Source organism: Sulfitobacter sp. 1A15106 (assembly GCF_043556995.1).
Lineage (GTDB): Bacteria > Pseudomonadota > Alphaproteobacteria > Rhodobacterales > Rhodobacteraceae > Sulfitobacter > Sulfitobacter faviae.
The window spans coordinates 195,387-209,444 of record NZ_JBIFFM010000008.1 but is presented as its reverse complement, the minus strand read 5'-3'; the positions used below and the strand labels follow the sequence as shown (position 1 = coordinate 209,444).

Sequence of the window (14,058 nt, the reverse complement as noted above, 5' to 3'; positions counted from 1 at the left end):
AAAGCCTTGCTACCGTCGCGCCCAGTAGTGACATTCCTGCTTTGCAAACCCAGTGACATTTCTGAATGGTGTTTACATAAGCAGCACAGCCGCGTCCAACCGCCGCCCCCTCTGGCCGCTTGGCCCAAAGCCGATTAGAAGCGACGGTGAAACCGGGGGAGCGAACCGTTGCAAAAGATCACATTGCCCGAAAGACCCGACTGGCGCGCCCATGCGCAAGAGGTCGGCTTTACCTTTGCCGACATGCATGGCGAACCCTATTGGGACGAAACCTCGGCCTATGCGTTCACCCTCACCCAGATCGAGAATGACATCGAAGACCCTTCGACCGAGCTTCACGCCATGTGCCGTGAAGCCGTGGCCGAGATCATCGCCAGCGAAGAGTTGATGACCCGGCTCGCCATTCCAGATGCCCACCGCGACCTTGTGGCCGAGAGCTGGCGCCGGGGCGATCCTGAGATCTATGGCCGTTTCGATCTGGCCTATGACGGCACAAACCCGGCCAAACTGTTGGAATATAACGCAGATACACCGACCTCGCTTTACGAAAGCGCGGCCTTTCAGTGGCAGTGGCTTGAGGACCAGTTGAAAGCAGGCGTGTTGCCCGAGGGCACGGATCAGTTCAACGGCATTCATGAGGCGCTGGTCGCCCGTTTTGGCGATTTCTTCGAGCAGGACAGCGATCTGCATTTCACCGCCGTGGCCGACAACCCCGAAGACTACGGCACCGTCGAAGCCATGGGCTGGGCCGCACGCGAGGCGGGGCTGGGCGCGCATTACTGCGATCTCGACAAGATCGGGCTGAGCGACGATGGCCACTTCCTTGATGATCAAGACCGCCGCATTGCCGTTCTGTTCAAACTCTACCCTTGGGAAGACCTGCTGCGCGACGACTACGCCGCCCATATCCAAGGCTCGGGCTGTCTGTTTCTTGAGCCTGCGTGGAAAGCGCTTTTGTCCAACAAGGGCCTCCTGCCCGTGCTGTGGCAGATGTTCGAAGGCCACCCCAATCTGCTGCCCGCGTTTTTCGAGGCTGATGTGGCCGATGCGCTCGCCGGACGCGGCCCCGCCGCCCCCGCCTGCGCCGACGCCTTTGACCGTGCCGCGGCGGAACTGGCCGAGGCGCATGTGCGCAAGCCGATCCTTTCGCGCGAGGGGGCGTCGGTCACGATCCACCAATCTGGCAAGGTGGTCGAACAGTCGCAAAACTCTGACTACGCCGAACATCCGCGCATCCTGCAGGCTTATGCCCCGCTGTCCACCTTCGACGGCTTCCGCCCGGTGATCGGCTCTTGGATCGTGGGAGAGACCTGCGCGGGCATCGGCATCCGCGAAGACCGATCGCGCATCACGCAGGATTTGTCACGCTTCAAGCCGCACTACATTCTGGCATAGCCCACCGCTCCGCCGCCCCTTGGCAGAAAGACGACTATTATGACCAAACGCTCGAAACGGGTTTCCATCGCCATTGTCGGCGCCGCCGCCTTCACCCTTGCCGGCTGTGAGGAGGAAAAGGTCGACGCCGCCGCCTTCCCCGACCTGCAAAGCTGTCTTGCCGACGCCGCGCGTGGCGGGATGTACAGCGAGCAGGAATGCGAAACCGCCTTTGACGCGGCGCAAACCCTTCATGTGGAATCCGCCCCGCGCTACGATAGCCTTGAGGTCTGCGAAGAGCAGCATGGCGAAGGCGCCTGCGGCTCGGAAGAGGCGGCGACCCAAGGCGGATCGGGCGGCATATTCATGCCCCTGCTGGCGGGCTATCTGATCGGCAATATGATGAGCAACCGCGCGGGTATGGCGGCGGCGCAGCCACTGTACAAGACGAAGGATGGCCGCTTTACCAACGCGGCACGCTCCAGCACCTATTCGACCAATCGCGGCGCGGCCAAGCTCAGCACTTCGCAATTCACCCGCCCCAGCACCACCATCGGCAAGACCCCGATGACCCGCGCCACCGCCGCATCGCGCGGCGGCTTTGGCCGGGCGGGCGGATCGCGCGGCTTTGGTGGCTGATCGGCGCTGACGCCTTACTTGCGGCGCAGCACCGCCGCGGCAAGGATCACGATCGCCAGCGACAGCATCGCCACCGCCCAGAAGGGATCGTTGCCATGGGGATGCACATGCGCGCCCTCATGCGCCGCCAGCGGTGCGGCAAAGGTGGCGAGGGCGAATGTCAGTTTCTTCATCTCGATCTCCTTGATCTATCACGGTGGACCGGGCGGCCTCAGGCCAGCCCCAGAATCTCACGCGCCTGCTGCGCGGTGGCGACGGGGCGACCGGCCTCTGCGCAGATCTCCGCCGCGCGGGTCACGAGGGCGGCATTGGAGGGGGCGAGGGTCTGTTTGTCCAGCCGGATGTTGTCCTCAAGCCCCGTGCGCAGATGGCCCCCCGCGGCGGCGCACCATGCGTTCAACTCGGCCTGATGCCGCCCGATCCCGGCGGCGCACCACGGGATATCGCCGAAAAGCCGTTTGACGGTTTTGATATAGAAATCAAAAACCTCCCGATCCGCTGGCATGGCGTTTTTCACGCCCATGACGAATTGGATATAGGGCCGGGCCGGGATCTGGCCAGCCTCCGCCATCGCCTTGGCCTGTAGAATGTGGCTGAGGTCAAAGACTTCGATCTCGGGCAGCACGCTATAGGTCATCATCTCTTCCGCCAGCCAATCGACAAGTTCGGGCGGGTTCTCATAGACGCGGTTGGGAAAGTTGTTCGACCCCACCGAGAGCGAGGCCATGTCGGGCCGCAGCGGCAGCATCCCGCCCCGGTTCTTGCCCGCGCCCGAACGCCCACCGGTCGAGAATTGCACGATCATGCCGGGGCAATGTTCCCGCAGCCCCTCTTGCACCCGCGCAAAACGGTCGGGGTCCGCCGTGGGGGTGCCATCGGCGGTGCGCACATGGGCATGGCAGATCGTCGCCCCGGCCTCGAACGCGGCATGGGTGCTTTCGATCTGTTCGCTAATGTCGATCGGCACCGCCGGATTGTCGGCCTTGGTCGGCAGCGATCCGGTGATTGCCACGCAGATGATGGCTGGATTATCGGTCATGGGTGTCCTCGGCTGTCTGAAAATTTGTTAATCGGCGCTGTCGCGGGCAAGGGCGATGACACGGCGCAGCGCCTGCTCCGCGGCCTCCGCATCCTCCCCGTCGGGCCAGTCGTAAAACCCCTTGCCGCTGCGTTTGCCCAGATGCCCCTGCCCCACCAGGTTGGCGAGGGTCGGCGACGGGTCATGGCGATCACTCAGATCGGGATAGAGGTATTCGGCAATGCTTAGATGGGTGCCCAGCCCATTTAAATCGCGCTGCCGGAACGGGCCGGAAAGCGCCATGCGGACACCGACCGACCATTGCACGATCTCGTCAATCTCCGCCGGGCTGGCGACACCTTGATCCACCAGATGCAGGCATTCGCGCATGATGGCATGTTGAATGCGATTGGCCACGAAACCGGGCGGCGCGTGATCGAGCCGCACGGGCCGCCGCTCCAACCCGCGCAGTAGGGTCATGACCTGGGCACAAAGCCCTTCGGGCGCTTCTTCAGCTGCGACGACTTCGACGGCGGGGATCACATCGCCGGGGTTGAAGAAATGGGTGATCACGGCGCGTTCGGGCCGAGCCATATCCGCCGTCATCTCTTCCAATCTCAGGCCAGAGGTGTTGGACAAGATCGGCGCGCCCTCCGGCACGGCCCCCTCCAAAGCGGCGAGCACACGGCGCTTGAGCGCGAGGTCTTCCGGCACGCATTCCAGCGCGAGATCGGCATGCCCTGCCTCCTCCAAGGCAGGGTAGGCGGTCGACCCCAGCACCGTGGCCAAAAATGCCTCCCGCGCGGCCTCGGTCGGGTCGACCGCTTGGACCGTCCAGCCGTGCTGGCCAAAGAGCCTGCCGATGGACTGGCCCATCGTGCCTGCGCCCACGATGATGATGCCTTTGGCCATGTGATCCCCCTCCCGGATATCAGTTGTTTACTTATCACCAGAGCGTAGTGATAAGTAAACAGCGAATAGGAAAAGGATGCCGCCCCGTGACCCAAGACCCCTCTCCGCGCCATGCGCTCGTCACCGGCGGCGCGCGCAACATCGGCCTCGGCATCGCGCGCAGGCTGCGTGAGGACGGCTGGCGTGTCTTTGTCCTCGATATTGAAGAGCCCGAAGACCCCGCGCTTCGGGCGGATGCGCAGCGGGTGGATCTGACGGACATCGCGGCGACCACGGCTGCCCTCCAACACATCCTCGCGCAGGGGCCGGTCACCTGTTTGGTCAATAACGTCGGCATTGTGAAACCCGCATCTTTCGACGCTGTCGCCCTCGACGATTTCGACCCCATCATGCATCTGAACCTGCGCCCCAGCATTCTGGCCGCGAAACTGGTCGTGCCGGGGATGCGCGCGGCGGGGGCTGGGCGGATCGTGATGAACACCAGCCGCGTGACCAAGGGCAAGATCGACCGCACGCTCTATTCCGCGAGCAAGGGCGCGATCCAGTCGATGGCACGGACTTGGGCGCTGGAACTGGCGCGCGACGGGATCACCGTGAACTGTGTCGCCCCCGGCCCCATCGCCACCACCGCTTTTTGGGAGAACAACCCCGAAGACGCGTCGGAAACCCGCGCCATTGTCGATGCGGTGCCGATGGGCCGGATGGGAACACCTGAAGACGTAGCGCAGGCGGTGTCCTTCTTTGCCGATCCGCGCAGCGGCTTTATCACCGGGCAGACGGTCTTTGTCTGTGGCGGCACGGCGGTCGGGTAATCAGCCCTCGGACTCTAGGGCCGCAAGCAACCTGCGCAGAACCGGATTGCGCGCATTGCGCAGATAGGCCAGCCCGATCCGGCTTTGCACCTTGGCGTCGCGGATCGGCAGGAAGGACACGCCTGCATCCTTCATCCGCGCGGCAGAGGCGGGGACGAAAGCCACCCCGAGACCCGCCGAGACGAAATTCACGATGGCGGTGAACTGCGGCGCGCGATGGGCCACGCGGGGGGCGAAACCGGCATCGGCGCAGAGTTGATAGGCGCAGGCGGCAAAGCCCATGTCGGGGCCAAGGTGGCTGAAGATGAAACTCTCCTCACGCAGCGCCGCCATGGCAACGGAAGGCACCTCGGCAAGGCGGTGATCGGGCGGCACAGCCAGCAGGATATCCTCGGTATGAACCGTGCGGGTGGCCAAATCCTCTGGCACGCCGGAAAGCGGCAGGCGCACAAAACCCGCGTCGAGCCTGCCCGCCACGATCTCGGCGATTTGCAGGTCCATGTCCAACTCGCGCAGGATCAGATCCACCTCTGCCGCGCCCGCGCGCAATTCGCGCAGGAGCCGCCCGAGGATCCCCGCGTAAGAGGCCGAGCCGACATAGGCCAATTCGATGCGCCCGCGCTGACCGTTGCGCGCCGCTTCGGCCAATGCCTCGACCCGCCGGGCCTGTTGCAGCAGGGCGCGGGCCTCGGGCAGCAGCGACTTGCCGAAGTCCGTCAGCATCACCCGGCGGCGGTTGCGGTCAAAGAGAAGCTCACCGCCAAAGGCGGTTTCGAGATGTTTCAGCTGCTGCGTCAGCGCCGGTTGCGCCACGCCGAGCGCGGCCGCCGCTTGACCGAAATGCAGCGTTTCCGCGATGGCGACGAAGACCTCATACTGGCGCAACGTGGCGGTGAGTGGCGTTTCCATGCGGCCCCCTGAACTGACGTCAGAGGATTTTCACACGCGGGCCGGTGATAAGCAAGTTAGATCACTGGCCCCTACCCCTCCGCCGCGCGGGCGCGGCTGCGGCGGGCGTGCAGGGTCTCGGCCTCGGCCAGATCGTCGCTTTCGACCTTAATGGTCTCATGCCCACCGGGGCGCCGTGCACGCTTGCGCCGAAGCGGGCCGCTGTCATCGCTTTCCCGTGGGAGGATCAGCCGGTCGACAAGACTGCGGCGGAGGCCGAGGGTCGAAGTCAGATCGAAGACCCGCGCGGCGACCGCCTCAGCCTCTTGCGGTTGCACCAGCAATTCCAGCCGCGTGACGGGGCGGGATTTTTTGCCCTGCCCGCTGAGCAACATGAGATCGACCACGCCCTCCATCTCGCGCAACCGATCCACCGCCGCGCCCAGTTCTTCGCCCGTCATATCGTCGATATCGCAGGCGAATTGCACAAGACTGTCCTGCGCGATGCCCGCCGCGCCGGTGTCAAAGACGCTCACCCGCAGGATATTCGGCAGGCCTTTCATCACCCGCATCCCCGCGCCCGATCCGGTACAGCGCAGCCGCCCCGGTGGACGGCTGGCGATGGGGCTACCGGAGGTAAGATGGGCAAGAATCGCGGCTCCCGTGGGTGTCACCCGCTCGCCCGGCACGCCGTCGTCATGCCAATCATAGCCTTGCAAGATCAGCGCCGTGGCGGGCGCGGGCACCGGCAGTTTGCCATGCGCCGTCTCGACCAGCCCGCCGCCGAGGGGCAGTGCTGCGAGCGAGACGGTCGCCCCCGCCAGCGCGGCGCAGATGCTGCCCGCGGCGGTCACATCCATCAGCGCGTCCCAATCCGCGATCTCGTGAAAATGCACCCGGTCGATGGGGATGTCATGCACCTGCGCTTCGGCCTCGGCGATCCGGTGAAGGATGGCGCAGGCGGCCTCCGCCGTGCCCTCCGACAAAGCTGCGTTCTCTAGCAAGTTGCGCATGGCGCGATAGGTCGTCTCGGCCCCGTGCCGCCTGCCGGCGTCGGGTGCTGTCAGCACCAGCTCAAACCGCCGCGACGTGATGCCCGAGGCGACATGTTCGCTCAGTTCCGCATGGCCCACCTCGGCGGGGAGGACGGCGGCGACATCGGCCAAGGCGCGCTCGGCCAGATCGGGGAAGGCATGCAGCATTGCGGCGATGAACATATCCCCCGCCGCCCCGCCTACGGGGTCGAGGTGTAGATGAAGCCCCTGCCCCCGCATCAATGTCCCTCCGGCCAAGGGTTGCGCAGCAGGCCGCCGTCGAACTGCATCTCATGCAGGTCACCGATCACCTCCAGCCCCGGACGGTCGCGCAGGTCCGGCAGCATCGCCTCGGAGGCATAGAGATACTCAAGCTTCAGCGTGTTGGGAATGCGCAGCAGCCGGACCTTGGTGATATCCTCGGCCCCGCAGGTCTTGACCGCCGTCTGGATCGCGGTGCGGTCGCAGGGCATGACCATCGGGATTTTCGACTGTTTTAGCACCTGCGAGGTGATGGCATTGGCATAGACCGCCTCGCGGTCAAAATCCTGCTCCAACCGCTGCGTGATCACATCCGCCCGCGCCGCGCCATTGCCGTTGCCGTTGCTGCGCGGCGAAAGGCCAAGCGCCACCAGCCGGGAGATATGCAGATGGACCTGCATCTTCTCGCTCGAAAACCGATGGGTGATATTGGGGTCCATCCCGGTGCCAGAGAACTCTTTGCCGATCTCATCCACCACCAGCACGTCCAGATCGCCCGAGGCCGAAGGCGCATCCAGCGGCCCCAGCGGCAGGCGGGGCATGTTGCGCATCGCCTCTTGCAGATAGGGCGCTTCGGCCTCCAGCATCCCGTCGCTGTCAAGCGCCACGACCTGCGCCAGCCCGTCATAGGCATTCTCAATCGTGCCGATGCCGAAAAGCACCTTGCAACGCTCCAACTTCATCCGCGCCATCTTGGCCACGAAGATGCCGACGTTATCGATGCCCCGCGAATGGCAGGTTTCGGCCCCCGATTGCTTGCCCAACCCGATCGAAAGCATCTTGGCCAGCCCGCTTTCGTTCGGCGCGCGGAAAGAAGTATGCGGCTTGATCCGGTTGAACAGGATAATCCCATCGGCGGCATTGGCATGGCGGTCCATCCGCACCGACATGCCGTTGTCGAGGACGCCGATCTCATCGGTTTCCATCGAAGAGCGGATTTCGCAACCGAGGCTTTCCTCGGTGGCGCCCAGTTTAGCCAAAAGCGCCGTTTGCCCCTCTGCCGTTGCCCCACCATGGCTGCCCATGGCAGGCACAACAAAGGGATGCGCCCCGCGCGCGCGGACCTCGGCCACGATGGCGGCCAGCAGTTCCGGCAGCTTCGCCAGCCCGCGGCTGCCTGCGGTGATGGCGATGGACATGCCCGGCTTGATCTTGCCCGCGCAATCGGCCTGCATCGCCTCTGCCACGGCGGCGCGCGGGTCGTCGATCTGGGTCGCGGCAAAGGTCTGACGGCAAAGCGCCATGCGCGGCAGCGGCGTATCCTCGACCAGTTTCACATAGTTCGGTTTCATCTGCGCTGTCCCCTTCGACATCTGTTACCCCGTGACCCCAATCGGCCAAGGCGCGAATTCTTCCTCGCCCACGCCGAGCGCTTCGGACTTGCTTTGCTCGCCCGAGGCGATGGCAAGGATGCGCTCGAAGATCCTTTGGCCCAATTCCTCTAGGCTTTGGTCGCCGTCGATGACCGTGCCGCAGTTGATGTCCATATCGTCCTGCATCTTGGTGAACATCGGCGTGTTGGAAGCGAGTTTGATCGTCGGTGAGGGGTAGGAGCCAAAGCACGACCCGCGCCCGGTGGTGAAGCAGATCAGGTTCGCGCCCCCCGCGATCTGCCCGGTGGCCGAGACGGGATCGAAGCCGGGCGTATCCATGAAGACCAGCCCCTTTTGCGTCACCGGTTCGGCATAGCGGTAGACCTCCATCAGCCCCGTGCTGCCGCTTTTCTTGGCCCCGCCGAGCGATTTTTCGAGCACATTTGCCAGCCCGCCTGCCTGATTGCCGGGGCTGACCACGCCGTTGATCTGCGTGTCGCGGCCCTTGGTATAGTCCAGCCACCAATCCATGCGTTCGACCAGCTTGCGCCCCACCGCTTCACTGCGGGCGCGCCGGGTCAGCAAGTGTTCGACGCCGAAAATCTCGGGCGTTTCCGACAGGATCGCCGTGCCGCCATTGTGCACAAGGATATCCGCCGCCGCCCCCAGACCGGGGTTGGCCGAGAGCCCCGAAAGCCCGTCCGACCCGCCGCATTGCATCCCGATGGTGATATGTTCCGCCGAACAGGGCTCACGCCGGACGGCATTGGCCTGATCCAGCATTTCGCGCACCGCCTCTTTGCCTTCGGCAATCGCGCGGGCCGTGCCGCCGACATGCTGCATGGTAACGCAGCGCAGCATCTTGCCCTCGGCCAACCCCTCCTCCTCAAAAAATTGGGCGAGGCTGTTGCGTTCGCAACCCAGCGACAGGACCACGGCCCCGGCCAGATTGGGGTGGCGGATATAGCCCGAGAGCGTGCGGCGCAGCAGGTCCATCGGCTCGCCCGTGAGCTCCATCCCGCAGCCGGATTCGTGGATGAAGGGGATCACCCCGTCGACGTTCTCCCATGCCTCCATCCGCTCTTCGTCGAAGTAATTGGCGACCTTGCGCGCCACGGTGGCCGAGCAATTCACGGTGACGAAAAGCCCGATGTAGTTGCGCGTGCCCACCCGGCCATTGGCGCGGCGGATGCCCATGAACTGCGCGCGCTCTTGCGGTGGCAGCAGCTTGGTCGGGGTATAATCGCGGGCAAAGGCATAGTCTTTGTCGACCGCGTCGAACTTGATGTTATGGCTGTGCAGCCAATCGCCTGCGGCGATCTCATCTGCCGCATAGCCGATCACCGTGTCGAATTTTAGGATCGGCGCGCCACGCTGGATCGGGCGGATCGCGATCTTGTGACCTTGGGGCGTATCATGGTTGGCACGCAGCCCGTCTTGCGGCAATACCGCGCCACGGGGAACCGCCGCGGTTGCCACGACCACGTTATCCGTCGGTGACAGCAGCATCACCTTTGCGCGTCTGTCCTCTTGCATGGTCTGGCTGTCCATCGGATGCTCCCCCTCCCTCGGGTGTCGAAAAAACCGCTTCGGTAAGATGTCATTAACTGATATATTAGATTTAACAGCTATGGAAGAGCCCGCATGACCGCATCGAAGAAACCCGCCGCGCAGAGCGCACAGACCCTTGCCAAAAGCATCCTTGGCGGTGGGGCCGACTTGGGACTGTTCGAGGGCGGGCCGACGGGACGCGGGGTTTACGCCACCCTGCGCGATCAGATCGTAAGGCTCGACCTGCCGCCCGGCACGCCGCTGTTGCGCGCCGAACTGGCCGAGACCCATGGCGTCAGCCTGACGCCGCTGCGCGATGCGCTGCAACAGCTGGCCAAAGAAGGGCTGGTCAAGATCTACCCGCAATCGCGCACGCTGGTCACACCGATCGACATGTCGGCAATCCGGGAGGCGCAATTCATGCGCATCGCGCTTGAGACCGAAGTCGTGCGCCGTTTGGCCGCCGAGATCGCGCCCGAAGCCCTCACCCGTCTGCGCAGCATCGTCGCTTTGCAAAGCAGCATTTCGGACCAGCCCGGCGATGTGCCGACCTTTCAGGAATTGGACGAGGTGTTTCACCAGACCCTCTTCGTGGCGGCGGGTCATGTGCAAAGCCAGCGCATCATGCGCAGCCATGCGGGCCACTTGGAACGCCTGCGCCGCCTGCATCTGGACGACATTGATGAGGCGGGGCGCATTCTGAACAACAAGGACGTGATCGGCGGCCACAGCCGGATCCTCGACGGGATCGAAGCGGGCGATGCGCCCGCGGCGATGGAGGCGCTGCGCCAGCACCTACAACGCACCGTCGACCGGATGACCGAGAAACGGGCGGCTTTCCCGGAGTATTTCACCCCGGAAAAGCCCTAACTCAGCGGTTGTTGGCCTTGCGCCACGCGGCGAACTTATCAAGGTTCTCTTGCTTGGTGCCGGGGTAAAGCCCGATGATCCCGGCGCCATCCTTGACCTGCTCCACCACGAAATCCTCATAGGCGGTCATCTCGACAGCCTCTTCGGCCACCTCTTCGGCAATATCCGCGGGGATGATGATCACGCAGTCGTCGTCGCCCACCACGATATCACCGGGAAAGACCGGGGCATCGCCGCAGCCCACGGGGCAGTTGATCTCAATCGCCTCATGCAGCGTCAGGTTCGTGGGGCTGGAGGGCCGCGCGTGATAGGCGGGGATCTCAAGCGCGCCGATGGTCGCCGCATCGCGCAAGCCCCCGTCGGTCACCACACCCGCCGCGCCGCGCATCATCAGCCGGGTGATCAGGATGTCACCGGCGCTGGCGGCGCGGGCATCCTTGCGGCTGTCCATCACCAACACATGGCCCTCGGGGCAGGTCTCGATCGCGACGCGCTGCGGATGCTCGGGATTGCGGAATTCGACCAGTTGGTTGCGGTCTTCGCGGGCGGGCATATAGCGCAGTGTAAAGGCGGGGCCGACCATGTTGCGCCCCTTGGCGGCCACTGGGCCGACCCCCTGCACCACCTGATTGCGCAGCCCGCGCTTATACAGCGCCGTCGCCAATGTCGCGACCGAGACCGCTTGAAGTTTCTCGCGTAGTTCGGGGCTCATGCCGCCTCTCCCTTCAGTTGATTGTCTTTCACGAATTGATCCAACACCGCCTGCTGCTGTTCCGTCAGCGGCCATGCGGAAGGCGGGCGCGTGGGGCCGCAATCCTGTCCGATGGCCATAAGGGCGGCCTTGACGCCGGTGACATTGGTGCCGTTATGCTCTTCCGCGCGGATGTCCTCAAAGGCGCGCATCCCGGCGATGAGGCGGTTCGCTTCGCCGTAGTCGCCTGCGTCGAGTGCCGCGTGGATGGCGACCGAGCGCTCAGGCCAGACGTTGATCAGGCCCGAGGTGAAGCCCCGCGCCCCCACGGCATAGAGCGGCGGCGCCCAGACCTCGGCCAGACCGCCGACCCAGACGATGTCTTTCGGCGCCGCTTCGATCGCGCGGGCAAGGTTCAAGGGGTTCGGCGTGGCCCATTTGACGCCCTTCACCCCGTCGACCTCGCACAGCCGCGCGATGCCCTCGGGCCCCATCGCATCGTTGCGCAGGTACAGCATCACCGGCAGCCCGCCCGAGGCATCCCGCACCGCGCGCACATAATCGACCGTACCGCGGGGGGAGACGAAGGGATCGGGCGGTTGGTGGATCATCAGCGCATCCGCCCCCGCCTCGGCGCTTGCCTTGGCCAGCGCACAGGCATCGCGAATGCCGCGCCCGACCCCCGCAAGCAGCGGCGCGCGGCCATCGACCATCTGCGCCACCTCGCGCACCATGGTGCAGGCCTCATCATTGGTCAGCGCGTAGTATTCGCCGGTATTGCCGTTCACCACCGGGATATGCACCCCGGCGGCAAGCGCACGGTCAATGATCGGCGCCAGCTTGCGCGGCGCGATCTCTCCGCCCGCGTCATAGGGCGTCACGAGGATGCCCGAGATGCCGGTAAGCGCCTTCGAAAGATCATGTGTCATTGCCAGCCCCTCTCAGAAGATATCCGGCTCGCCCGCCGCTTGGCCGAAGGCCGCGGTGAGATAGTCGAAGTCACAACCCTGATCGGCCTGCCCCACATGGCGCTGGAACATATAGCCCCAACCCCGCTCGAACCGCGGCTCGGGGGCTTTCCACGCGGCGCGGCGGGCGGCGAGTTCGTCCTCATCCACCAGCATGTCGAGGGTGCGGGCCTCAAGGTCCATGCGCACGATGTCCCCCGTTTTCAGCAGCGCCAGCGGCCCGCCCACGAAAGACTCCGGCGCGACATGCAGGATGCAAGCGCCGTAGGAGGTGCCCGACATCCGCGCATCCGAGATCCGCAGCATGTCGCGGTGCCCCTGTTTCAGCAGCGCCTTGGGCATCGGCAGCATCCCCCATTCCGGCATCCCCGGCCCGCCCTGCGGCCCCGCGTTACGCAGCACCAGCACATGGTCGGGCGTCACATCGAGATTTTCGTCGTCGATGGCGGCTTTCATCTCGGGGTAGCTGTCAAAGACCAACGCCGGACCTTCGTGGTGGTGGAACTTCGGATCGCAGGCTGCTGGTTTGATCACCGCGCCATTGGGGCAAAGGTTGCCCTTGAGCACGGCAAGCGAGCCTTCTTTATAGACTGGGTTCGACAGGGGCCGGATCACGTCGTCATTATAGACAGGCGCATTCGCAATCCCCGCCTCCAGCGGTTTGCCGGTGCAGGTGATGGCCGACCGGTCAAGCTTGTCGCCCAACTGGTCCATCAGCGCCCGCAGCCCGCCCGCGAAGTAGAAATCTTCCATCAGATATTCGCTGCTGCCCAAGGGGCGGATATTGGCGATCAGCGGCGTGATGCGGCCCAGAGCGTCGAGATCGCTCAACTCCAGCGCCACACCGGCGCGGCGCGCCATGGCCAAGAGATGCACCACCGCATTGGTCGAACAGCCCGTCGCCATCGCCACCGTCGCCGCGTTTTGCACGGCGGCGGGGGTGATGATCTTGTCAGGCGTCAGGTCCTCCCAAACCATATCGACAATGCGCCGCCCGCAAGAAGCGCTCATCCGTTTGTGCCCCGCATCCGCAGCGGGGATCGAGGTCGCCCCCGGCAGGGTCAGCCCCATCGCCTCGGCAATCGCCGTCATGGTGGAGGCGGTGCCCATTGTCATGCAATGCCCGTAGGACCGCGCAATGCCGCCTTCAACGCCGACCCATTCCTCGGCCGAGATCGTACCCGCGCGGCGTTCGTCCCAGAACTTCCAGGCGTCCGAGCCAGAGCCAAGCGCCCGGCCCGCGTAATTGCCCCGCAGCATCGGCCCCGCGGGCAAGAAGATGAACGGCACGCCTGCGCTGATCGCCCCCATGGTCAGACCGGGCGTGGACTTGTCACATCCGCCCATGAGCACCACGCCATCGAGCGGGTGCGAGCGGATCGTCTCTTCGGTCTCCATCGCGATCATATTGCGGTAGAGCATCGAAGTCGGCTTGGTGAAGCTCTCGTCGATCGAGATCGTCGGAATCTCAAGCCCTAGCCCCCCGGCCTGCGCGATTCCCTTCTTCACGTCCTCCGCACGGTCACGAAAATGAAGGTGGCAGGGGTTCATCTCGGACCAAGTGTTCAGGATGCCGATCACCGGGCGGCCTTCCCAATCCTCGGGGCCCAGACCCATCTGCATCATACGCGACCGATGGCCAAAGCTGCGCAGATCGTCGGGGGCGAACCAGCGCGCGCTGCGCAGCTGATCGGCGGTTTTCTTGGTCTCGGTCATGGATTCCTCGC

General features: G+C 64.7%; 14 protein-coding genes. 4 read left to right on the top strand and 10 right to left on the bottom strand.

Annotated features, from left to right (window positions below; translation table 11 throughout):
* Positions 1-168: 168 nt before the first annotated feature.
* Together ACGYKA_RS14140 and ACGYKA_RS14135 are read left to right on the top strand one after the other, a co-directional pair.
* On the top strand, positions 169-1,395 hold the full coding sequence (locus tag ACGYKA_RS14140) for a glutathionylspermidine synthase family protein (RefSeq protein WP_394413211.1): 1,227 nt from the start codon (positions 169-171) through the stop codon (positions 1,393-1,395).
* A 39-nt stretch (positions 1,396-1,434) separates the two neighbouring features.
* A complete protein-coding gene (locus ACGYKA_RS14135; protein ID WP_394413209.1) occupies positions 1,435-2,013 on the top strand; it encodes a DUF1190 domain-containing protein in 579 nt (192 codons plus the stop codon).
* Between the two features lie 14 nt (positions 2,014-2,027).
* Here the strand turns inward: ACGYKA_RS14135 and ACGYKA_RS14130 are convergent, their stop codons facing one another.
* From ACGYKA_RS14130 to ACGYKA_RS14120, 3 genes are read right to left on the bottom strand one after another with little or no spacing between them, the layout of a single operon-like run.
* Positions 2,028-2,186, bottom strand: coding sequence for a peptidase M23 (locus ACGYKA_RS14130; protein ID WP_073037890.1), 159 nt, complete (start codon positions 2,184-2,186; stop codon positions 2,028-2,030).
* 38 nt (positions 2,187-2,224) lie between these two features.
* Positions 2,225-3,052, bottom strand: a complete 828-nt coding sequence (locus ACGYKA_RS14125; RefSeq protein ID WP_394413207.1) for a 3-keto-5-aminohexanoate cleavage protein — start codon at positions 3,050-3,052, stop codon at positions 2,225-2,227.
* A gap of 27 nt (positions 3,053-3,079) precedes the next feature.
* The gene (locus ACGYKA_RS14120) at positions 3,080-3,943 is read right to left on the bottom strand and encodes a 3-hydroxyacyl-CoA dehydrogenase NAD-binding domain-containing protein (RefSeq protein ID WP_394413204.1); all 864 of its coding nucleotides are present in this window, start codon (positions 3,941-3,943) and stop codon (positions 3,080-3,082) included.
* Between the two features lie 86 nt (positions 3,944-4,029).
* Between ACGYKA_RS14120 and ACGYKA_RS14115 the strand changes: the two genes are divergently transcribed.
* Positions 4,030-4,755, top strand: coding sequence for an SDR family NAD(P)-dependent oxidoreductase (locus ACGYKA_RS14115; protein WP_394413201.1), 726 nt, complete (start codon positions 4,030-4,032; stop codon positions 4,753-4,755).
* Here ACGYKA_RS14115 and ACGYKA_RS14110 read toward each other — a convergent pair whose 3' ends face one another.
* From ACGYKA_RS14110 to ACGYKA_RS14095, 4 genes are all read right to left on the bottom strand, one after another.
* Positions 4,756-5,664, bottom strand: coding sequence for a LysR family transcriptional regulator (locus ACGYKA_RS14110; protein ID WP_394413198.1), 909 nt, complete (start codon positions 5,662-5,664; stop codon positions 4,756-4,758).
* 71 nt (positions 5,665-5,735) lie between these two features.
* Entirely contained in the window at positions 5,736-6,917 is a 1,182-nt protein-coding gene (locus tag ACGYKA_RS14105; RefSeq protein ID WP_394413195.1) for a LarC family nickel insertion protein, read from the bottom strand.
* A complete protein-coding gene (locus tag ACGYKA_RS14100; protein ID WP_394413192.1) occupies positions 6,917-8,230 on the bottom strand; it encodes a lactate racemase domain-containing protein in 1,314 nt (437 codons plus the stop codon). Before ACGYKA_RS14100 ends, ACGYKA_RS14105 begins: the two co-directional genes overlap by 1 nt.
* Positions 8,231-8,254: 24 nt before the next feature.
* Complete coding sequence (locus ACGYKA_RS14095) at positions 8,255-9,802, bottom strand: UxaA family hydrolase (protein ID WP_394413189.1); 1,548 nt, start codon at positions 9,800-9,802, stop codon at positions 8,255-8,257.
* 93 nt (positions 9,803-9,895) lie between these two features.
* Between ACGYKA_RS14095 and ACGYKA_RS14090 the strand changes: the two genes are divergently transcribed.
* On the top strand, positions 9,896-10,672 hold the full coding sequence (locus tag ACGYKA_RS14090) for a GntR family transcriptional regulator (protein ID WP_394402883.1): 777 nt from the start codon (positions 9,896-9,898) through the stop codon (positions 10,670-10,672).
* Position 10,673: 1 nt separating this feature from the next.
* Here the strand turns inward: ACGYKA_RS14090 and ACGYKA_RS14085 are convergent, their stop codons facing one another.
* From ACGYKA_RS14085 to araD, 3 genes are read right to left on the bottom strand one after another with little or no spacing between them, the layout of a single operon-like run.
* The gene (locus ACGYKA_RS14085) at positions 10,674-11,384 is read right to left on the bottom strand and encodes a ribonuclease activity regulator RraA (protein WP_271690337.1); all 711 of its coding nucleotides are present in this window, start codon (positions 11,382-11,384) and stop codon (positions 10,674-10,676) included.
* On the bottom strand, positions 11,381-12,292 hold the full coding sequence (locus ACGYKA_RS14080; protein ID WP_073037906.1) for a dihydrodipicolinate synthase family protein: 912 nt from the start codon (positions 12,290-12,292) through the stop codon (positions 11,381-11,383). The genes ACGYKA_RS14085 and ACGYKA_RS14080 overlap by 4 nt, the downstream gene beginning before the upstream one ends.
* A 12-nt stretch (positions 12,293-12,304) precedes the next feature.
* Entirely contained in the window at positions 12,305-14,047 is a 1,743-nt protein-coding gene (araD, locus tag ACGYKA_RS14075; protein ID WP_394413183.1) for an L-arabinonate dehydratase, read from the bottom strand.
* Between the last annotated feature and the right edge of the window lie 11 nt (positions 14,048-14,058).